Origin of the sequence: Vibrio sp. M60_M70, from assembly GCF_037162085.1 — a bacterium.
GTDB lineage: Bacteria > Pseudomonadota > Gammaproteobacteria > Enterobacterales > Vibrionaceae > Vibrio > Vibrio diabolicus.
Genome location: NZ_JARLUL010000002.1, coordinates 1,743,362 through 1,763,073 on the forward strand (window position 1 = coordinate 1,743,362; position 19,712 = coordinate 1,763,073).

The following is a 19,712-nucleotide window of genomic DNA, read 5'->3' on the forward strand; positions in this document are numbered from 1 at the left end:
AACCCAGATGGTCTCGAAATAATGCGTTCGGAATGAACAAGTTGGTCGACAAACATAGCACCATTATAAGTCAACGTTTTGAAATCCAAAGGGAACTTGAGGCAAACATAATGAAAAATAAAACTCAGCCGTACTTAGCAGGCCGCTTCTTCGACAGTATCTCCTCTGGCTTATTCATGATGGCGCTGCCATGGGTCATGCTTTCCGAACCTAACATGGGTACATTCGTCGCTTTAGTTTCTCTGAGCTGCACCGCGATTTCTTTTCTGGCAACGCCTTTCTTTTCCACTTTAGTTGACCGACATTCACGCAAAGTACTACTCGTGCTCAATCAATGGATTCAATCGGGCATGGCTTTGGTGGTGTTCATTGCTTATTGGTTGGGTTTTGAGTCCCACTGGCTGCTTGCTTTTGCGCAATTGGTGTATTGGGTTTCGAGTAATTTTGCATGGACGACCAACAACGCCTTCACCCAAGAAAATTATCAGCACCATGAGTATGCGAAAATTTCGGGTCAGCAAGAAATTGTAATGCAATCCACGACCCTCGGAGCTGGCGCGTTGGGTATTGTTTTGCTTGAAATGTGGGGCATGAAAGAGTTTGCTTTGTTTGCGGCTAGCGCCTCTGCGTTAGCAGCGATGTTTTATATTCTGACGCCGTATACCCAACAATTAAGGGCATCAAAGTCCGTTGCTTTCATCGCACAACTCAAAGAGAGCCAACAAATATTCCGTCTCGAACCCCGCTTTTATGGCTTTATTCTGCTCTCTTGCCTCTCTTATCCTGCATTGACGTATTTGAGCAAATTGGTGCCGATTTGGTTTTCTGAACAAGGCATCTCTGGCGATTGGTTTGCAGGATTCAACATCAGTTTTGGTCTCGGCTCGTTACTAACAGGTTTCATTGTCACCAAAGTGCTGAGTCGCGCCTCCCATAGCCACATTATGTTTGCTTCGATGGTCATGGTATCTCTAGCGTTTATCGGAATGAGTTTTGCGATAAGCCCGCTGACCATCTTATTGTTTACGGCTCTGTTTGGTGTGTTTAACGCGCTAAATCGCATTGCGAGAGTCAACTGGATGCATCACACCGTAGCGGTTCATCAACGAGGTCGCGTCGATGGCGGCATCAGCATGTTTGCCACCACCATTCAATCTCTCAGTTATGTATTCATCGCGATGTTGAGTTATTACGAGCTAACACAATACGGTTTTGCAATAGCAGCTATTGTCATGGTGTTAGCAGTGGTATTGATGGGATTACTCAGCCGAGACGTCGAACCGTTTAACGACCAGCCCCTTCATGCAGCGGCAAAGTGAAGCATAGAAATTGAGAAGTTGAGAAATTGAAAAAGTGAGATAAGAAGATAACCAACATCGTCTTCCTAATTTTCTACACCAGTACTTTTTTCCTCTATCGCTCATCAGCAAGGTTGGGTATTCTGAGGCGACCAAGATGAGCAGAAGGAATTCGCAGTGAACTTAAGACAATTGGAAGTCTTTTACGCCATTATGCAAGCAGGAACGGTGTCAGGCGCGGCTCGCTTACTGCACGTTTCCCAACCTAATGTCACTCGAGTTCTCGCCCATACAGAACAACAACTGAGCTTCGCTTTATTTGAGCGTGTAAAGGGTCGTCTCGTTCCCACTCAAGAAGCCAAAGCTTTATTACCAGAGGCAGAAAAAGTCTATCAACAACTCGGACAATTTCGCTCTCTGACCAACAAAGTCAAACAGGGAACTCAACATTTACGAGTCGGTGCCCCGCCTGTTTTGGCCGCACACTTGTTAGCGCCGACTGTCGCGTTGTTGTCGAAAGAGAACGGCATCTCCTTTGAGCTATTAACGGCCAATCGCGATGAGCTGTGCTCTGGGTTGCTGAAACATGAATTGGATGTCGCTATCGCTTTTGGTGAAGAAACACCACCAGCGATCATGGGGCACGTGTTATTGAAAGAAAACTTAGCACTGATCGCTCCTAAAAGCGCAGCGATACCCGCAGAAAAAACCGTCATTTTAGAAGAACTCTTCAGGCACGATTTACCCATTATCGGTTTAGATAGCCGAGACCCTCTGGGCTTATTGCTGCATCAAACCTTGTCGGCGCGTGACGAGCATTATCAACATGCCATCACCGTACGCAGCTACTCCGCGGCGGCTGAACTGGTGAAACACCAAGCAGGGTTCGCCATTGTAGACCCATGGACTGCAAAACAATATCGCCAAGATGATGCCGTTTCCGTGCATGCTTTGGAGCCAAACATGTCCTTCTCTGTCTCTATTTTATTCGCAGAGCACACTCCTCAATCCATTGCGACAAAGCAGTTTATCACCGCCCTAAAACAACAGATGGTTTAGAGGTATAACTTGAAGTTATATCTGCCCAACAAATAAGCATTCGGTTTCCTAAATCAGTCTGGCTACATTAATGAGCAATAACGATGACGAAGGGAACCATCATGCAAATTGCTCAACCTTACCTACTCTTTCTTGGCGATGTAACCGATCCACTCGCAGCAAAAACTGCGCGTGGCATTTACCAATGGCGACCTGAGATTTGTCTTGGCCAAATCCGCCTGACGCCAGAAACCGTATCACTTGGTTTAACCGACATGACACTACAACAAGCGCAGCAGCAAGGAGCAAAAACACTGGTGCTTGGCACAGCAAACCCGGGGGAGTCATTCCCGAAACTTGGCAAGCTACCTTACTTGAAGCGGCAGAAATGGGATTTGAAATTGCATCGGGCATGCACCAACGTTTGGCGGAATTTGCTCCTCTTGCAGATCTAGAACAACGCGGATTAACCAAACTATATGATGTTCGCCATTATGATGCCCCGCTCAAGGTCGGCAATGGCAAAGCTCGCGCAGGCAAGCGAGTACTTACTGTAGGAACAGATTGCTCCGTTGGCAAAATGTACTCTGCCCTTGCCATTGAACACGCATTAAAGCGTAAAAACTGTCGCGCAGAGTTCAAAGCAACGGGTCAAACGGGAATTCTCATCGCAGGCAGTGGCATTTCAATTGATGCCGTAGTTGCCGATTTTATCTCCGGCGCAGTAGAAGCGATCAGCCCCGACTTCACTGACCACGATTGGGACATCATCGAAGGGCAAGGTTCGTTATTTAACCCTTCGTTTGCTGGCGTAAGTTTGGGCTTACTTCACGGCGCACAAGCGGACGCTCTGGTACTGTGCCATGAGATTGGTCGCCCGCACATCCGCAACTTACCACATGCGAGCTTGCCAACCATTGAACAAACGATAGAAGCGAATCTGGCCGCGGCTCGCCTAACAAATCCAAAAGCTCAATTAGTGGGTATTTGCTTAAATACTTCGGCGATCAACGAAGAAGATGCTGCCCAGTTATGCCAGGATTGGAGCGACAAATATCAGGTGCCCGTCACCGACCCTGTGCGTTTTGGCGTTGATGCGGTTGCAGATAAGATCCTTACGATTTAGGAAACATTTACGGTTTAGAAAATAACTGCGGTTTAGGGAAAACTAGTGAGATGAAAATTCATGTAGAACCTGTCACGATTGCCATGGCGACACCATTTCGCATATCTCGCGGCAGTCGGACAGAGTGCCACGTAGTCCGCGTGACAATTGAACATCGAGGCATGATCGCCCAAGGAGAATGCACACCATACCCACGTTATGGTGAATCGGTTGAATCGGTAATTAAGGCGATTTCTCACGCCGCGCATGAACTGCAAAGTTTGTACGCCAAAGGCGAAGCTGATGTGATGGCTCTCAAAAGCCAGCTTCAATCGTTATTGCCCGCAGGAGCGGCAAGAAATGCATTGGATTGCGCCCTTTGGCATCTTCGCGCGCTTTTGAGCCACAAGCAGCAGGTTCACGACCTCTTTACGTTACCCGAGGCGATTGTGACGGCGATGACGGTTTCTATCGACACGCCGCAAGCGATGGCAAAACAGGCGCAAGCTTACCTTAGCCAAGGCGCAAAACTGCTTAAGGTAAAACTGGATGGTGAAAACGTGATTGAGCGCGTTGCAGCAGTACGCGATGCCGCGCCGCACGCGCAAATTGTTTTAGATGCGAATGAAGCATGGCAAAGCCTCGACCTCGCGACGGTATTTGATCAACTCGAATCGTTTAATATCACCATGATCGAGCAACCGTTGCCACAAGACTGCGACAACGCACTCGCCAGCATTCCGCACCCCATTCCACTTTGCGCCGATGAAAGTTGTCACACCAGAGAGCAATTGCATCAACTGCTTGGAAAATACGAGATGGTGAATATTAAGCTAGATAAAACAGGTGGGCTCAGTGAAGCATTATTGCTGGCCGACGATGCAAAAGAACTCGGTTTTAGCCTCATGTCCGGTTGTATGTTGGGGACGTCGCTGGCGATGCGTGCTGCGTTACCCATTGCTGCTCAGGCAAGCGTTGTCGATCTTGATGGCCCGGTGTTGCTCGGACAAGATGTAACGCCGAGCTTAGTTTATCGCGACGGCGAAATCGTTCTTTCCAAATAGCCTAAATAATCCCGAGGTTTTGATCGAAAAGTCAGAACCTCTGAGTTTATGATCTCGATTAAAAAACAATCAGCCCCATCATGAAATAAGTCACATAAATTATACGGTTATTACGGCATGCTAAGATTACAGTAGTCCAAGAAGGTGGTCTTATGCATCGAGTCATCCGGAAAATGACATGGAAGACGAATAGGCGGTAATCCCGCCCTACTCCAATGCAGTGCGTGGGTTTCTATAGCAACCCACTTCCTAGCAATTCGTAGGTTTTTCACGCCATCTTGCAAGGAGGCTCTATGCCTATAAACAAAATACGCAATATCGCTTTCGTCGGCCAAACCGGGACCGGTAAAACCACGCTGATAGAAAAACTGCTCTTCACCTGCGATGCCACTCACCATTTAGGCAGCGTAGAAAAAGGCGATACCGTTACCGACTTCGACCCTCAATCCATCCAATATCAACACAGTATTGAAGCAACGCCAGTCGCACTGCGCTGGAATAAACATCGGCTCAATATCATCGACACTCCGGGACAAAACGAGTTACTTGGCCGTACGATCAGCGTTTTTCCTGCCGTTGAAACATCCGCCCTTGTCATCGACCCTCAAACCCCACTAAACCAAACTTCCGATCGCTTATTCACCTTTGCTAAAGAGCAGCAAAAATGTCAGATGATCATCATCAATAAGCTCGATAACCACGGTAGTCAGTTAGAAAGATTGATGGAGAACATCGTTGAGCATTTTGGGGACCACTGCTTGCCGATCAACTTACCTTCGGCTGACGGAGAATCTGTAGTTGACTGCTATTTCGAACCAGAATTGGGACGAGAAACCTTACTTGCGACGGTAGATGAAGCTCATGAGACCTTGATTGATCAAGTTATCGAAGTCGATGAAGAACTGATGGAACTGTATCTGGAACAAGGCTCCGAACTCACCGCAGAGCAACTGCATGATCCGTTTGAAGAAGCACTGAGAACTGGACATGTGATTCCGGTCTGTTTTGTCTCAGCACAAACCGGCGCGGGCATCGAGCTTCTGCTTCGTACCTTGGCGGAGATCATGCCCATGCCAAACGAAGGTAACCCTCCTCTATTGGAAAAGAACGGCAAAAAAATCAAAGTAAATTGCGAAACTTTAGAGCACACCGTCGCACACGTGTACAAAGTCAGCGTCGACCCATATATGGGAAAACTTGCCTACTTACGTGTGTATCAGGGTGAAATCAATGCGGGCAGCCAGCTTTATATTGGCGAAAGCAACAAGGCATTTAAAGTTGGGCACTTATATCAACTGCAGGGCAAAGATAGAACCGAGATCCCTCGTGCGCTTGCGGGCGACTTCTGCGTTTTAGCCAAAGTGGATGATCTCGAATTCGATTCAATCGTTCATGACTCTCACGAAGAAGATGGTGTTCAACTCAAAACGTTGGATCTTCCTGACTCCATGTATTCTTTGTGCTTGAAGCCTCTTAAGCGTGGAGATGAGCAAAAATTAGGAGATGTGCTGAATAAAATTGCCAGTGAAGATCCTTCGCTGCGCATCGAACATCGTGCTCGCACCAACGAAACCATCATCAGCGGCCAAGGGGAGTTTCACCTCAAAGTCGCATTAGAAAAGATGGCGAACGTGTACAAACTGGACGTCGAAACCTGCCAACCAAGCGTCGAATACTTTGAAACCATCACCAAACCTGCCGAAGGGCATTATCGACACAAAAAACAAAGTGGCGGTGCAGGCCAGTTTGGTGAAGTGCAATTGAAGGTTCGTCCACTCGAACGTGGCGCGGGATTTAAGTTCATCAACAAAGTGGTGGGTGGCGCTATTCCAACCGCGCTCATTCCTGCTGTTGAAAAAGGTATTTTGCAAGCGTTAGAGGAAGGCGCGATTTCTGGCAACCCAATTAAGGATGTGGAAGTCACCGTTTATGACGGTAAATATCACTCCGTCGATTCGAAAGAAATTGCATTTGTCATCGCAGGTAAGAAAGCCTTTTTAGATGCGATTAACAACGCTGATCCTATTGTGTTAGAGCCAATTGTCCAAATGGAGTTACACGTCCCAACCACAAACGTCGGTGACGTGTCTGGGGATTTGTCAGGTAATCGAGGATTAATAGAAGGCACTGAACCGATCGATGGCCAATTCACGTTGTTGAAAGCTAAGTCACCAGTAAATGAGCTGCAAGATTACGCTCGTCGATTACGCTCCATCACTGGTGGTGAAGGCAGCTTTAGTATGACCTTAAGCCATTACGAGCCTGCGCCACCAGCAGTGCAAAAACAAGTCTGCCAAGGCAGTGCTCAACAAGGTTAATTCCCTACGATTCAAATCAATCAAATAAAAAAGCGCCCTCAAAATGAGGGCGCTTTTAGGTAAATTAAAATTTATTTATCGAGAGACAAACCGATCTGACTGATTTTATTTTCAAACTCTTCGATGCTGTTCGCTTTGTAAGTCGGAGCACCGTTAAAGTAGCGCGGTTTCTCTGGCAGCATCGCATTTTTCAGCTCTTGTTCTTGATCGACATTGTCATGATAAACCGTTACACGATTTGGAATATCCTGCTTTATTACAGCCATATTGGTTCTCCTTGTTTAAATCGAATATTAAGCGTAGAACGTGGTTAACGATGCGTAAAAGCCACTGTGCAAAATTTAGACACCAGCGACAATTTTATACTCAAACCATTGCATTATTTTGTTTCAATGTTCTCTTTAAGTATTCTTGGCGCACACACCTTTCGCGTTTAAGGTAAGTGAAGATTCCACCATCAAAAGACAGGATGTCTTATGTCAAAGCAAGAGCTTAACCAGATGGGCAGTGCCAAAGTTTATCTGGTAGAAAAACACGGCATTTCATTCATTGAAAAGCAGCAGGTAGAACAGGTTGAGGTCGCTTTTTATCAACACCAGGCTAAACCATTCAATGAACTTGGCATTCTTGTACCTGAGCTCATTGATTACGATCACCAACAAAATACGTTACGAATCGAGTATATCCCGCACTCTGTCAATCAAGAATTCCTGCTTGAAGAGCCGCGCGTGATAGAACAACTAGCTAAAATACATAGACTATCTCCGACATCAGACGGTGTTTATCATCCTCATCAGTGGACACAACCAGCCACTTCCCAAGCTTTAAACACGCTCAAACTAGACGCAAAAACAGAGCGGTTCTTTTATCAGCTACAAGAGCAATCCGGCCCGCTTTTCAACGCCAAAAATTTGATCTCTGGAGACACCAATGCCGGGAACTGGGGGCGACGAGATAATGGCGATTTGGTGCTGTTCGACTGGGAACGTTTTTCGACAGGGCATATCGCGATAGATTTAGCACCACTAGTCAAAGGCATGGGCACATTCGAAGATTATCTTGGTGTGGCGCATACCTATACCAAGACGGCAAAGCAAGGCGATGCGAGTAATTTAGCAAGAACGATTGCAATAGCTAAAACGTGGATGGTGGTAGAAGTGGTGAATATACTGGTCTCGAGACAGAACCCTCAGACCAGTAAATACATTGACTGGTTTAAACAAACCTTACCGAAATGGGCAAAAGATCTTAGCGCTCAGATGACGAATTAGGTTCGGATATTTGATACAAACGTCTTTCAGGCTCGGCACAAGAGGTTTCACAATTGCACACCTTATCAACACCGACATTATTCAATCCGCCACAACTCCCTTGAATACGCTTGTTGTGGAAAATGACGCCAAGCGACATCAACAAAATGATTGCGAGAAAACCAAGAAAGGTAAATAACCAAACCATATTAACCTGCCTTATTAGCCATCGTCTTTAGCCTAAGTATAGCAGGGCGAGATGTCACTTTAAGTAGCCCTGCTGGTGCTTTCGGTCTTGCCAGCAAGGAGAGTTTGGATTTTTTGCCACCACAACCACAGGAACCACAACCGCCTTTTGACTTGTGAGCATTTTTCTTATGATTGTTTGAGGGACGACCTTGAGACGGCTCAATGAGAGGCTCTCTTGGAACCGCAAGTACATCTTCCAGTGAGCTACGGGTAGAAAGCCTGAATACTTGCGTGCCACTACGAAGTAATTTGGCTAGTGCGCGTTCACCGATATTTCGTACAAGTACAGCATCCACATTGTACTCTTGCAGAGACTGAATTAACTGAGACTTCGCATTGCAACCTGCTTGTGGCATCGAAGCAATGTTCGCTAAGTTTTTTAGCATACCGTCAGTATCAGAATAAATAGCAATATATGGTGCTTTAACAAAGTGGTTTGCCACCCGCTCACCATCATTAGGAATAGCATAAATCATAAGTTTGACTCCTCATCCGGAAAAACTAATGCATGACCTTCAACTAAACTTTTTGCGACTTTCAATCTTGCACTTTTTACTGTGTTACCAAAAGTTTGTCTAGAGACGCCCATCTGTTCAGCAGCATGCTGCTGGCTAAGACCCTCTAAATCGGCCAAACGCAGTGCTTCTAGCTCTTCTGGTAATATGGCGACTTGCTCCAACTGATGAAATGGCACGCCATTGGGTTTGAAACAATGGTGTGCAGCACGTCCGCATATTCGTCTTTCTATCTTTGGTCTTGCCATCATTATCCCTCGAAAACACAGGGTCAAATTACGCCTTAAACTGGCATATGCCAATAACATTTTTAGCATATGCCAATAAACTAAGTTTGCAAAAATCGACACGATAAATACGTAAGACATCAGGATTAATTAGATATCTAAGAATTGACAAACTTTGGTGACAAACGAGCAAAAAGATCAATTCTAATTATCTAGATAATAAAAACGTTAGTTTGCGCAGACTTTTCATACAAATACGCGCTAATGTATTCATTTTATTGGAGAAGAAAAACTATAATCCGATCAAATCATTCATTTGAACACTAATGATTGTTTTATTAAAAGAGTGTCTCCCTAAGTAACTATAAAGTGCAGGTCGACTGCATTGAAATGAGCCTAAAGGGTAAAACAATAGATGGAGGACCTATCGAACCACCAATCATTACTTGGTCTACGATCCCAGCCATTCTTGCTGAATCACGCTCTTGAGGGCACCTAGATATATCAGAAAAGGAAGTAAATATGTCTGACTCGAATTGGCTCAGCGAATTCCCAGAAATGGATCGCTCTGATCTTAGAGCGATTCGCAAAACACTCGATGGCGCCTACCGAGATTTCTCTCGTGAATATGGTGAACTTATCGAGTCTCTCTTTGATCCGCTCCTTTCATTTCTTGTCTGGTTTGAAAAACTGCTTATTTCAACACCTTGGGTCGTTGTTTTAGGCGTCTGCACCGCCCTCGTTTATGCCGCTAGTCGCTCTTGGAAACTGGCTATCGCATGTTTTGGCTCACTTATCCTGATTGGCTACTTCGGCATGTGGGAAGACACAATGCGCACGCTCAGTATTATCACGGTGTGTACCATGCTGGCAATCACACTCGGGATCCCTATCGGCATCGCCATGGCGCGCTCTAATCGTATTCAGTCTGTTGTGACGCCATTACTCGACGTCATGCAGACCATGCCGGCATTTGTGTACCTCATCCCAGTTGTTATGTTACTCGGGATCGGCAAAATTCCTGGCCTCATCGCAGTAGTAATCTACGCGATTCCACCTGTTATTCGTTTAACTAATTTGGGTATTCGTTTGGTGGATAAAGAAGTGTTGGAAGCCGCAACCGCATTTGGTGCCAGCAGTAAACAGCGGCTTTTTGGGGTCCAACTTCCGCTCGCAATGCCAACCATCATGGCGGGAATCAACCAAACGATAATGATGGCACTGTCGATGGTTGTCATCGCATCGATGATTGGGGTAAAAGGTTTGGGCCAGCCCGTTCTTAAGTCGATTACCAATCAATATTTCACTCTTGGTCTTTTAAATGGTCTAGCCATTGTCGCCCTAGCGATTCTTTTCGACCGCGCTTCACAAGCGTATGCGAAACGCACTCAAGCCCATCTAGGAGATTTAAAGCATGACTAGTCCACTTATCGAAATCAGCGGTCTGTATAAAATCTTCGGCCCCAAACCCAACAGCGTGATTGAGCGCGTCAAGTTGGGACATAGTAAAGAACACGTGTTGGCGGAAACGGGGCACACGGTCGGGCTAAAAGACATCAACCTCCAAATTAAAAAGGGCGAGATTTTCGTCATTATGGGTTTATCCGGTTCAGGAAAGTCCACCATGATTCGCCACTTCAATCGCCTAATCGATCCAACCATGGGACAGATTTTGGTGGAAGGGGTAGATGTCATGCAGCTTTCTAACAAGGAGTTAGAGCAGTTTCGTCGTCATAAGATGTCGATGGTGTTTCAACGTTTTGGCTTATTGCCTCATCGCACTGTTATCGACAACATCGCTTACGGTTTGGAAATTCAAGGAATAAGTAAAGAAGCGCGCTTATCAAAAGCAAACGAATGGTTGGATACCGTTGGATTAACGGGTTATGAGAACCAATATCCCGCTCAGCTATCAGGTGGTCAGCAGCAACGCGTAGGCCTCGCGCGAGCGTTGGCAACCAATGCCGAAATACTATTAATGGACGAGGCATTTTCAGCGCTGGACCCACTGATTCGGAGCGAAATGCAGGATCAGTTAATAGAACTGCAACAGCAGTTACACAAAACGATTGTTTTTATTACTCACGACTTAGATGAAGCACTGCGCCTTGGCGATCGCATTGCGATCCTTAAAGACGGTGAGCTTGTCCAACAAGGTTCACCAGACGAAATATTGCTGCATCCTGCCGATGAGTACGTTGAAGCCTTTGTAAAAGACGTCAATAGAGCGCGAGCATTGACGGTTGAGACTGTGATGCAGCCACCTTCATATCGCATTGCCGCTAAAACCATTGAAGAAGCGCTCAGTGAGATGAAACGAGTTAAACGTGATTATGCTTATCATGTGACCGATGCAGGCTATCAAGGCGTGATAACGCAACAAGGGTTACTAGACGCGACGAAGTTAGCTCAAACCCCAAGCTGGGATGATGATATCTATGAAGAAGTACCTATCATCTCTCCCCATTCAGCCATTGAGCAAATATTGACTGAAACCATGTCGTGCGAATACTCACTGCCCGTTGTCGATGAGCATGGTCATTTGAAAGGTGAATTAGAGCGTCGTACTGTTGCTGGTCTATTCGCTAATGAAGACAGCACAAAACGAAGCACCTCACGTTCAAACATCGATAAGGCCTCTTAACTGATTTAATAAAACAGCTCACGGCAATGTGGGCTGTTTTCAGCTATCTCTGCCCCCTCTAGATATTTATTTGTAGACTCAAGCTTGATATCCCAATCAACATTTACATTGTTCTGATTTTCCTGACAATTTCATGCTCATATTCGGTTTTATTGACATAGATAGATCATTCTATTGCTTTTTGATGACGCAAATACCTGATAAATGTCTACTATTACTCTCATACAAAATCTTGATTTAAAGAGGGATAAAATGAAAAAAACAATGTTGGCACTAACAGGCGCGGTAATCATTCTTGCAGGCTGTCAAGATGAGAAACCTGCCGAAACAAGCGCAGTTGAAGTACCTCAAGCGACGGAAACTGAAGTCACTACTAGCGCAGAAGTTACTACAGAGACAATTGACACGCTGCCAGTAGCAGAAGAACAAGTCATCACTGAAGAAACATTTGTAGACTCTGAGCATAACGCACAAAATGCCCTGGACTGGAACGGCACATACAAAGGTACGCTTCCATGTGCGGATTGTTCAGGTATCGACATGATCATCACACTAAATCAAGATGGCACTTACGTACTTGAAGAAAGCTACCAAGACAAAGAAGACGGTCAGTCAAAGTCTGAAGGCCAATTCACTTGGGATGCAAACGGCAGCATCGTAACGTTGACAAACGAAGATGCGCCAAACCAATACTTTGTTGGTGAAAATGTACTTATGAAGCTAGACATGAATGGCGAAAAAGTAACAGGTGACCTAGCACCGTTATACAACTTAACGAAACAACAATAAGTTAGTATCGATACCTGATAAATAATCTAAATCCGAGCTACCCCAGCTCGGATTTTTTCTTTCCATCGACGGCGGTTGCCTTTCTTATCTTCCTCCTCTGATCTTACGTTCCGCTTCTTATCCTGATGGTTCATTACATTTCCATACGCTTTGCTGATAGAGGCTTACAACTTCATTTTGTACAGTGTTCAAAACAAATCAGAACAACTCGGAAAAATGATGAAAAAGACATTAATTGCACTACTAACTCTGACTGCTGCTGGTTCAGCGGTTGCTGGTGATACTTATATTCGTAACGGTAACATCTACAACAATGAAGGTGGCTGGAACGCGGAAGTCGGAGTGGCTCATGGCAGCGATCTTTTCAAAGATCAAAAATACAATACAGCTCCAATTCTAAATGGCGGTTACCATGGTGACGACTTTAACGCCGATCTAAGTGGCATTAACTACCGCTTCTTCGGTAACACCAATGAATTAATCAACATGAGTGCTTACCTTGTTGGCAGTGGTGTCATGCGTGACGGTGATGTTGCAAAGAGCCTGAAAGGCACGGATAAACGTCGCTTTGCTGTCGATTTAGGTTTGAACACTGACTTTACGTTAGATCAACACAATGTGATTTCAACATACCTTCAACATGATATCAGTGGTGCTTACAAAGGTTACTTAGCGGGCGCGACTTACTTCCACATTATGAACTTCGGTAGTGTTGATTTTGTTCCTTTTGCTAACCTAACTTATCAAAGTGAAGACTACGTAGATTACTACTTTGGCGTAAAACAACGCGAAGCAAATGCAAACCGCAAAGCGTACAAAGGTGATTCAACAGTAAGCTATGGTTTAGGCTACAAGCTAGTCATGCCAATCAACGATAACTGGCAAGTGAGCCAAATGACACAATACACTCGCCTAGGCAGCGGTATCAGCGATTCCTCGATTGTTGATAGTGCAAACCAATGGGTTGTTGGCGCGAGTGTGTCGTACAACTTCTAACTCTACATTCCACATAAAGCCATCATTGCGATGGCTTTATGTATTCATACTCTGTGCTCACCGTGTCGAAATATGCTAGTTAGAGTGAGCGATCCAGAGACGATGCAAATCGCTATAACCCGTATTTTTCACCTGAACACCGCGCACTTGCTGTGTTTTTGTCACCTCTTCATAGCCAACAAATAAAGGCAAATAAAGATACTGCTCTCGTAACGCTTTTTCTACGCCTAAAAGAGATTGTAAAGATTGAGCATTTGTCATGGCTTCGCGAAGGTTTTCTCGATGGATCAACATCTGGCTTTGATCAAAACTAAAACGCAAACCTGTTGCTATCGATAGCCATTCAAATACGCCATACTCAAACGGCGCTTCCATAACTTCTTCAATTAGGAGCAAGTCCGCTCGATGTGATGCGACTTCAGGAAAACTAATATCATCAATAATGACGATCTCCAGCTCTAATCCCGTCGCCCGAATCACACGGTGCAACCACTCAGAGTGACGAATTAAACTCGGTATCGTCCAGACTGGCTCAGCTAGCGCTACTTTACCTTGTAGCTTAGGCGTCACAACAGCCTCTGCTATTAGTAAATCGTGCTCTTGGGTCGCTAACTGAATACTGTCAATGGCACTGTGCGCCTCATAGATTCTCTTTTGCGCATTGATGTAATCGGCGAGTTGATGCCAGTCTTCTTTTGCAAGATTAGAGTCCGCGCGCTCCCGATAGGTCAAATATGAAAATGCACTGATTTTTTCCACTTCAACGTGATCAGATGTTTGGTTAAAACTCAACATATTCAGGGCCTTAACATCACCATGAGACAGCGTAATTTGGTCTAACAATGCACGCGATGAAAAATATTCTTTGTGTGCTTGAAGAAGCATACTCTCTTGGTTCCAACCACTGATTTTAAATGGTCCAGTACCTATGTGGTACGAATAACCCGAGCCGAAAGAAACAACATCTCGACAAAGAATAGAAGCGTGAGGAGTGGTTAGTATGTATGGAAAAAACATGTTCGGATGTTTCAATGTAATTTTTAAGCAGCTCGATGTTTCAGCAACCACACTGTCAATGCATTGCCAGAGCTCGTGTACTGGTCCTTTTATTTCCTTAAGTCTTTCTATGCTCCAAACAACATCTTGTATGCTAAGAAGTTCGCCATCGTGACGATATATTCCAGGTCTCAACCATAACATCATCACATTGCCTTCCATTTTCCACTCATGTGCTAGCGAAGGCTCAATGCCACCATTGGAATTTTGAGTCAGCAAAACATCATAAACACTTTTCGCCACATGCAGTTCAGTATGACGATAAGTATTCGCAGGATCGACCTTAGACACCCAAGGATAAGAGGAGATCAAAATAGCGTTATTTGACTCATTCAACTGGTTCACTTTTTCAGAGGCAATCGTCAGCGCCCTGACAGCACTTTGGCCAAACCAATCGATAAGTTTTGTTATCGAGTTCATTCTTCCCCGACCAAGCTCCTCTACCAAAAATTCGGTCATCGCTTGTTGAAGGGAAATAGTAATATTCAGGCGGCTGGCGTTACTTCTGCCAATTGCAGGTTTCCAATCTACCCAACCGTAGGTGGCAAGCTTTTTCATCACAATAGAAACATTGCGCCTTGACGTACAAATTACCACTTCAAGCTCCGACAGCGTAACAAAGTGATATTGATGAGGTTCAAAGTGCTTTAACAGTAGATCCAGATACCTAAGATTGACATCGTTCACAAGGCTTCCTAAGCGTTTTTCCAAAGCAAAAAAATAGCATAGTAAGCTTAACAACTAAACTTACTATGCTATATCTAAGCAAATTTAAAGCTCGGGCTTAGCTCGACCAACAGAAGTCAAAAACGTTTGCTACGCCCAGAGAGCACTAAATACTTATTCTTAGAAGCGGTAGTTCATACCTACTGAGAATACATTGATTTCAGTATCAACGGTTCCTTTGCCATACGCTCCTTTTGATACTTCTAGCTCAGGCATCATGTACTCCCACTCAACCTGCAGTGCAAAGTTTTTGGTAATAGCAAATTCAGCACCTAAACCGTACATGCCAGTAACCGTGCTATCAGAAAGCGTGGTATGGCCAGTACTGCCGCCTAAAACCGCATTACTCACTTTTACTTCAGCATTAAAATAGGAAAGGCCTGCTTTCGCAAAAAGATTAAAATGGTCACCGATTGGCAACGTCGCTTTTGGTTGGATGGCTAAAAACTTCATATCGCCAACTGTGACAACTTTGCCGTCTAAAGCATCGTAGCCACCAATGGCTGCTTCTAGAGAAATGTATTCGTTGAACTTGTAACCACCAAATACTTTACCTGACAGGCTTGAATCATCTTCAAGTTTAAGCTTAGTAGTTGCGGTATTTCCACCAGCGCTGAGTGAACCGTTTACATCACCAAACGATGCTTGACCTACAGATACACCAACGTAAGGAGCTGCGTTTGCAACAGAACATGTTGCTAGAAGGGCTGTCATTAGCCATGTTTTTTTAAACATTGTATTTCACTGCCTGTTAATTATTGAGGTTGTGTTTTGCCCATCCTTAAGCACGTCATGCTATCCATTTCACTCGGTTTCAAAACCAAGTTGATGTTAATGAATAAAAACTCAATAAAACATGAAATATTTAAACACAACTTTGCCACTTTCTTTCTTAATCATGACAATTTAGTCATTTCACAAGCACTGTTGCTTCAACCAATTAGTGAGTTTGATAATTTCCGCCTGCTTGGCTCGGCTCTTTTTATGAATAAAATAAAAGCTGTCCCCCGTCTCTAATCCATGAGAAGGGATATACACCAAATCATGCGCTTTATCTCTTTCATTGAGCATAAAATCATTCGCAAATGCGATGCCTTGGTCATAACGTGCAGCCTCAATTGCCAACAACATATGACTAAAATGTTGAACATCGACATCTTTTGGCAAAGTGTAACCACCCGCTCTGCACCACTCAGCCCAGTCTTTTCCTCTCTCACGATAAATAGAGTCTGTCGACAAAATAGGATATCGCCAAAGCGCTTCTGGAATGGGTTGATCTTGTAACTCTTTCCAAATTTTATGGCTGCATACGGGATACAGCGTTTCCGCGTATAACTTCACCGACATATAGTTGCGCTTTGGCTTCTCTACCGTGATAAAGCAATCACCAACGCTATCTGTCTGCTCAGGATCACCAACAACCATATTGAGTGTCAGATCGATCTCCGGATGTAACCGCTTAAAATCAGACAAACGCGGAATAAGCCACTTTACGGCAAGCGAGCTATAAATCGCTAAACGTATGCTGCCTTTGTCCCCCTCTCTCACCTTTTGGCTGGCCATCGCAATAGAGCTAATTGCCGGGCTAATATCCTCTAAATAACGAGCACCAGTATCCGATAAAGAGAGCTTTCTTCCTTGACGAATAAATAATGACTCGCCCAAATAATCTTCCAATAATCGTATCTGATGACTAACGGCACTTTGCGTCACATTGAGCTCTTCAGCCGCAAGCGAAAAGCTAGAGTTTCGAGCGACAGATTCAAAACAGTGAACCGCTCTGAGTGGTGGCAATTTCATTATCTAAAAATCTCATACTTAAACTAATAAATATCACTTCACTTCATCCTATGACATCACCTACTCTTTGGCAAAGAAAGAGGAGAGGAAATAAGTGAAAGTTACATCGGTCGGCGCAGCTATGCTGCTATTAATTGTTGGGAATCTCATTGCGGTGCTTTCAGACTCTTTAATTAAAAGTGTCGGAAATGAAGTGCCTATTTTTCAGTTTGTCTTTTTCCGACAAATTTCCGCAGTGCTTTTTCTACTGCCTGTCTGCTTGCTGACAAAAAAGACTCATTTTCTTGAAGGATTTAAATGGCATGCTGTCCGCGCTCACGTGTGGTTGCTTGGTGCTATATTTATGGTTTTGGCGATTTCATCTTTACCGCTCGCAACTGCGAACGCAATCTTCTACGCCGCGCCATTGATCATGTTGCCGCTTGCAGCAATCTTTTTTGGAGAACAGTTATCTAAGCAATCGGTCGCCGCTGCGATAATGGGCTTTGCCGGTGTATTGGTCATCATTCGTCCAGATCAAATCGACTGGGCAGCGATTTCGGCTTTAGTTGTGGCTATTACCCTGGCAATCAATAACTTGCTTATTAGAAAACTGCCAAAAAATCAGTCCGTCATGCAAACGTTATTGATGACAAACTTGGCAGGTATTCCAGTAGCTTTCTTACTTGTTCTGATCGAAGCAGAACCTTGGGACTGGAGTGCTTTCCCTGTTGCTGCTGGCTCAAGTTTGTTCATCATGATTTATGCAGCAACATGTGTCATCGCTTACCGCTCGATCGATAGCAACAAAATTGCCAGCGCTGAATACAGTGGCTTAATTGGTGCCGTGTTTGTGGGATTGATTTGGTTTGGAGAAGTGCCAGATATATTTATGGCAATAGGAACCATTATGATTGTTGTGCCTCTAGTTTGGCTTTCTAAACGAGAGCGTCGCAAGAAAAAGCTGCAAGCTCAGCAAGAGCGAGAACAAAAAGAGGCGCACGTTACTTAAAATCGCGCTCTATCTCAAAGACTAAAAAAACCGAGTCGTAAGTACTCGGTTTTTTTATGTGGCTCTAATCCATTCTGATGTAAGCGACCACATGAGATAAAAACTGCCTTGCAAAGCGATCATTAAACCGGATGCGATATTCATGATCGGCTTCCGACACTAGACGCCAGCCTTCAGCAAAGTATTCTTTGATATCATCAACCGCTTCTTCTTTATTTTTGATGTGTTTCGCACTCCACTGATAAGTGCAAGAGACAACGATCAGCCCACCAACCTTGGTGGTTTTTTTAGAGCATTGATCACGCTAAGTGGCGACTCACATTGATCAATCACATTTAAACATACGACTAAATCAAAGCGAGATTGGAGAGTATCGAGCTCAAAAGGCTGGTTAATTAGCGTCAACTCAACATGAGCACATTTCTGTACGATATCTCTATTCTCTACCTCTAAAGCGTTTAAGGTGTTCACATCATGAAGATAAGTTAGCTCGACTCGTTGTCCTTCTATTAATAGTTGCTTCAAACCATCCATCAACCTATTTGAAGGCTCCACAAGCGTCGCTTCTTTAAGGTTAGGTAAGCGTTGCACTAACTCATAATAGTTTCTTCCCAGCGCCGCGCCAACCTCAAGTAGGGAATACGGCTGAACGCTGCTTTCGATTACCGCCTGCGCAATAAAATCAGCAACTTGGGAGTAGTGAGGTGATGACAAAAAAGAGAGTGGGACTTGTTTTGAGCGACTGGTTATCGTCTCAATCTGCTTATCTTCGATGAACTTGTCGAACCATTGCGCTTCGAAATAGCCAGCTAAACCGCGATCGGTCAGGTAAAAATCTTCCATGTTTTTTCCGTTCGTACTTTTCGAAAAGTGATTGTATCGAACGCTGAAATTAGCTGGTAATTCTGGCTGCACATTCCCGCGGGAAAATAGATGAAAACACCGCTTATGTGAAAAAGCCCTTTCATCTCAAAGATAAAAGGGCTTGTTAATTACTTCGGTTGAGGAGCTAGTTATTGCGGAAGAACAACTTTGCCATCTTGAATTGGGAACGTTTTTGTCGCTGGCTTGCTCGCTAAGAGAACCGTCGTTGGCGCACCTGAAACTTCATAAGTGACATCGTAACCCACTACTTTTTCAGATGTTGTGTATTCTGTATGGCACTGCTTTTTCGTCGTTGTCACTACATCGCCTTGTTGCACGTTCTCCTGAATCTTACGACCCGTTAATGCACCAGCGATCGTACCAGCTGCAGTTGCAATCACTTTACCTGAGCCGCCACCGATTTGATTACCCAATGCCGCGCCAGCTGCTGCGCCGCCGACCGTACCAATTATCTTATTATCGTCCGTAGGGGCAACTTGCTCCGTTACTACCACGTCTTTACATACTTGGTGTGGATTTTTCACAGTTTCAGTCACCGCTTCAACCAAAGTAATGTTTGCTTGGGTTGGAGCTGGTGGCGTTTTGTCTTTACAGCCTGCTAGTACAGCAACAACTGCCGTTGCAATTGCGATAGATTTCATATTCATGATTTACATCCCAGTATGGTTTGCTTTGATGAGCGGTATAGTAAATCGCAATTAGGAAATCACATCAGGCGAAAACAAACCCTCTGTCATTAACGAGTAAAGAAACGCTGTTTT

Annotated in this window: 18 protein-coding genes and 2 pseudogenes; 11 read left to right on the top strand and 9 right to left on the bottom strand. The window is 44.6% G+C overall.

Features of this window, described 5'->3' with window-relative positions:
- Positions 1 to 110: 110 nt before the first annotated feature.
- From P4S59_RS23455 to fusA, 5 genes and pseudogenes are all read left to right on the top strand, one after another.
- On the top strand, positions 111 to 1,319 hold the full coding sequence (locus tag P4S59_RS23455; RefSeq protein WP_337169156.1) for an MFS transporter: 1,209 nt from the start codon (positions 111 to 113) through the stop codon (positions 1,317 to 1,319).
- A 156-nt stretch (positions 1,320 to 1,475) separates the two neighbouring features.
- Entirely contained in the window at positions 1,476 to 2,357 is an 882-nt protein-coding gene (locus P4S59_RS23460; protein ID WP_337169157.1) for a LysR family transcriptional regulator, read from the top strand.
- Positions 2,358 to 2,458: 101 nt separating this feature from the next.
- Positions 2,459 to 3,462 (top strand): annotated as a pseudogene (dgcN, locus tag P4S59_RS23465) (N-acetyltransferase DgcN).
- A gap of 50 nt (positions 3,463 to 3,512) precedes the next feature.
- The gene (dgcA, locus tag P4S59_RS23470; RefSeq protein ID WP_337169158.1) at positions 3,513 to 4,505 is read left to right on the top strand and encodes an N-acetyl-D-Glu racemase DgcA; all 993 of its coding nucleotides are present in this window, start codon (positions 3,513 to 3,515) and stop codon (positions 4,503 to 4,505) included.
- 293 nt (positions 4,506 to 4,798) lie between these two features.
- Positions 4,799 to 6,823: an elongation factor G gene (gene fusA, locus P4S59_RS23475; protein ID WP_337169159.1), complete on the top strand. Its 2,025-nt coding sequence runs from the start codon at positions 4,799 to 4,801 to the stop codon at positions 6,821 to 6,823.
- 71 nt (positions 6,824 to 6,894) lie between these two features.
- Here the strand turns inward: fusA and P4S59_RS23480 are convergent, their stop codons facing one another.
- Entirely contained in the window at positions 6,895 to 7,089 is a 195-nt protein-coding gene (locus P4S59_RS23480; protein WP_005392673.1) for a hypothetical protein, read from the bottom strand.
- Positions 7,090 to 7,299: 210 nt separating this feature from the next.
- Here P4S59_RS23480 and P4S59_RS23485 point away from each other — a divergent pair, with 210 nt between their 5' ends.
- Positions 7,300 to 8,094 carry a phosphotransferase gene (locus P4S59_RS23485; RefSeq protein ID WP_005392672.1) on the top strand — a complete coding sequence of 265 codons (795 nt, stop codon included), beginning with the start codon at positions 7,300 to 7,302 and terminating at the stop codon, positions 8,092 to 8,094.
- Here the strand turns inward: P4S59_RS23485 and nqrM are convergent.
- The 3 genes from nqrM to P4S59_RS23500 are packed head-to-tail and all read right to left on the bottom strand — an operon-like array spanning position 8,072 to position 9,085.
- The gene (gene nqrM / locus P4S59_RS23490; protein WP_005392671.1) at positions 8,072 to 8,281 is read right to left on the bottom strand and encodes a (Na+)-NQR maturation NqrM; all 210 of its coding nucleotides are present in this window, start codon (positions 8,279 to 8,281) and stop codon (positions 8,072 to 8,074) included. The genes P4S59_RS23485 and nqrM overlap by 23 nt on opposite strands.
- A 1-nt stretch (position 8,282) precedes the next feature.
- Positions 8,283 to 8,798: a NifB/NifX family molybdenum-iron cluster-binding protein gene (locus P4S59_RS23495; RefSeq protein WP_337169160.1), complete on the bottom strand. Its 516-nt coding sequence runs from the start codon at positions 8,796 to 8,798 to the stop codon at positions 8,283 to 8,285.
- Entirely contained in the window at positions 8,795 to 9,085 is a 291-nt protein-coding gene (locus P4S59_RS23500) for a DUF134 domain-containing protein (protein ID WP_253651429.1), read from the bottom strand. Before P4S59_RS23500 ends, P4S59_RS23495 begins: the two co-directional genes overlap by 4 nt.
- A 501-nt stretch (positions 9,086 to 9,586) precedes the next feature.
- On the opposite strand from P4S59_RS23500, the gene P4S59_RS23505 reads away from it, so the two are divergent.
- The 4 genes from P4S59_RS23505 to ompV all read left to right on the top strand — a co-directional run bounded on the left by P4S59_RS23505 (position 9,587) and on the right by ompV (position 13,493).
- On the top strand, positions 9,587 to 10,486 hold the full coding sequence (locus tag P4S59_RS23505) for an ABC transporter permease (RefSeq protein WP_046873819.1): 900 nt from the start codon (positions 9,587 to 9,589) through the stop codon (positions 10,484 to 10,486).
- Positions 10,479 to 11,708: a quaternary amine ABC transporter ATP-binding protein gene (locus tag P4S59_RS23510; RefSeq protein ID WP_104970235.1), complete on the top strand. Its 1,230-nt coding sequence runs from the start codon at positions 10,479 to 10,481 to the stop codon at positions 11,706 to 11,708. The genes P4S59_RS23505 and P4S59_RS23510 overlap by 8 nt, the downstream gene beginning before the upstream one ends.
- A gap of 252 nt (positions 11,709 to 11,960) precedes the next feature.
- Entirely contained in the window at positions 11,961 to 12,497 is a 537-nt protein-coding gene (locus P4S59_RS23515) for a copper resistance protein NlpE (protein WP_012842378.1), read from the top strand.
- A 219-nt stretch (positions 12,498 to 12,716) separates the two neighbouring features.
- Positions 12,717 to 13,493, top strand: a complete 777-nt coding sequence (gene ompV, locus P4S59_RS23520; RefSeq protein ID WP_124007508.1) for an outer membrane protein OmpV — start codon at positions 12,717 to 12,719, stop codon at positions 13,491 to 13,493.
- Between the two features lie 75 nt (positions 13,494 to 13,568).
- Here ompV and P4S59_RS23525 read toward each other — a convergent pair whose 3' ends face one another.
- The 3 genes from P4S59_RS23525 to P4S59_RS23535 all read right to left on the bottom strand — a co-directional run bounded on the left by P4S59_RS23525 (position 13,569) and on the right by P4S59_RS23535 (position 17,075).
- Positions 13,569 to 15,236: an ABC transporter substrate-binding protein gene (locus P4S59_RS23525; protein ID WP_337169161.1), complete on the bottom strand. Its 1,668-nt coding sequence runs from the start codon at positions 15,234 to 15,236 to the stop codon at positions 13,569 to 13,571.
- Between the two features lie 159 nt (positions 15,237 to 15,395).
- Positions 15,396 to 16,010, bottom strand: coding sequence for an outer membrane beta-barrel protein (locus P4S59_RS23530; protein ID WP_104970238.1), 615 nt, complete (start codon positions 16,008 to 16,010; stop codon positions 15,396 to 15,398).
- Positions 16,011 to 16,190: 180 nt separating this feature from the next.
- Entirely contained in the window at positions 16,191 to 17,075 is an 885-nt protein-coding gene (locus P4S59_RS23535; RefSeq protein WP_005392662.1) for a LysR family transcriptional regulator, read from the bottom strand.
- 94 nt (positions 17,076 to 17,169) lie between these two features.
- Here P4S59_RS23535 and P4S59_RS23540 point away from each other — a divergent pair, with 94 nt between their 5' ends.
- Positions 17,170 to 18,066: a DMT family transporter gene (locus P4S59_RS23540; protein ID WP_046873824.1), complete on the top strand. Its 897-nt coding sequence runs from the start codon at positions 17,170 to 17,172 to the stop codon at positions 18,064 to 18,066.
- A 64-nt stretch (positions 18,067 to 18,130) separates the two neighbouring features.
- On the opposite strand, the pseudogene P4S59_RS23545 reads toward P4S59_RS23540, so the two are convergent.
- Positions 18,131 to 18,909: pseudogene (locus P4S59_RS23545) on the bottom strand (methyltransferase domain-containing protein).
- Positions 18,910 to 19,079: 170 nt separating this feature from the next.
- Positions 19,080 to 19,598 carry a glycine zipper 2TM domain-containing protein gene (locus P4S59_RS23550; RefSeq protein WP_337169162.1) on the bottom strand — a complete coding sequence of 173 codons (519 nt, stop codon included), beginning with the start codon at positions 19,596 to 19,598 and terminating at the stop codon, positions 19,080 to 19,082.
- Positions 19,599 to 19,712 lie beyond the last annotated feature (114 nt).

Bases quoted from the DNA above. Each gene is read 5' to 3' on its own strand.
- P4S59_RS23455 (WP_337169156.1), top strand. From the start codon at position 111: ATGAAAAATAAAACTCAGCCGTACTTAGCAGGCCGCTTCTTCGACAGT.
- dgcA (WP_337169158.1), top strand. From the start codon at position 3,513: ATGAAAATTCATGTAGAACCTGTCACGATTGCCATGGCGACACCATTT.
- fusA (WP_337169159.1), top strand. From the start codon at position 4,799: ATGCCTATAAACAAAATACGCAATATCGCTTTCGTCGGCCAAACCGGG.
- P4S59_RS23480 (WP_005392673.1), bottom strand. From the start codon at position 7,089: ATGGCTGTAATAAAGCAGGATATTCCAAATCGTGTAACGGTTTATCAT.
- P4S59_RS23485 (WP_005392672.1), top strand. From the start codon at position 7,300: ATGTCAAAGCAAGAGCTTAACCAGATGGGCAGTGCCAAAGTTTATCTG.
- nqrM (WP_005392671.1), bottom strand. From the start codon at position 8,281: ATGGTTTGGTTATTTACCTTTCTTGGTTTTCTCGCAATCATTTTGTTG.
- P4S59_RS23495 (WP_337169160.1), bottom strand. From the start codon at position 8,798: ATGATTTATGCTATTCCTAATGATGGTGAGCGGGTGGCAAACCACTTT.
- P4S59_RS23500 (WP_253651429.1), bottom strand. From the start codon at position 9,085: ATGGCAAGACCAAAGATAGAAAGACGAATATGCGGACGTGCTGCACAC.
- P4S59_RS23505 (WP_046873819.1), top strand. From the start codon at position 9,587: ATGTCTGACTCGAATTGGCTCAGCGAATTCCCAGAAATGGATCGCTCT.
- P4S59_RS23510 (WP_104970235.1), top strand. From the start codon at position 10,479: ATGACTAGTCCACTTATCGAAATCAGCGGTCTGTATAAAATCTTCGGC.
- P4S59_RS23515 (WP_012842378.1), top strand. From the start codon at position 11,961: ATGAAAAAAACAATGTTGGCACTAACAGGCGCGGTAATCATTCTTGCA.
- ompV (WP_124007508.1), top strand. From the start codon at position 12,717: ATGAAAAAGACATTAATTGCACTACTAACTCTGACTGCTGCTGGTTCA.
- P4S59_RS23530 (WP_104970238.1), bottom strand. From the start codon at position 16,010: ATGTTTAAAAAAACATGGCTAATGACAGCCCTTCTAGCAACATGTTCT.
- P4S59_RS23535 (WP_005392662.1), bottom strand. From the start codon at position 17,075: ATGAAATTGCCACCACTCAGAGCGGTTCACTGTTTTGAATCTGTCGCT.
- P4S59_RS23550 (WP_337169162.1), bottom strand. From the start codon at position 19,598: ATGAATATGAAATCTATCGCAATTGCAACGGCAGTTGTTGCTGTACTA.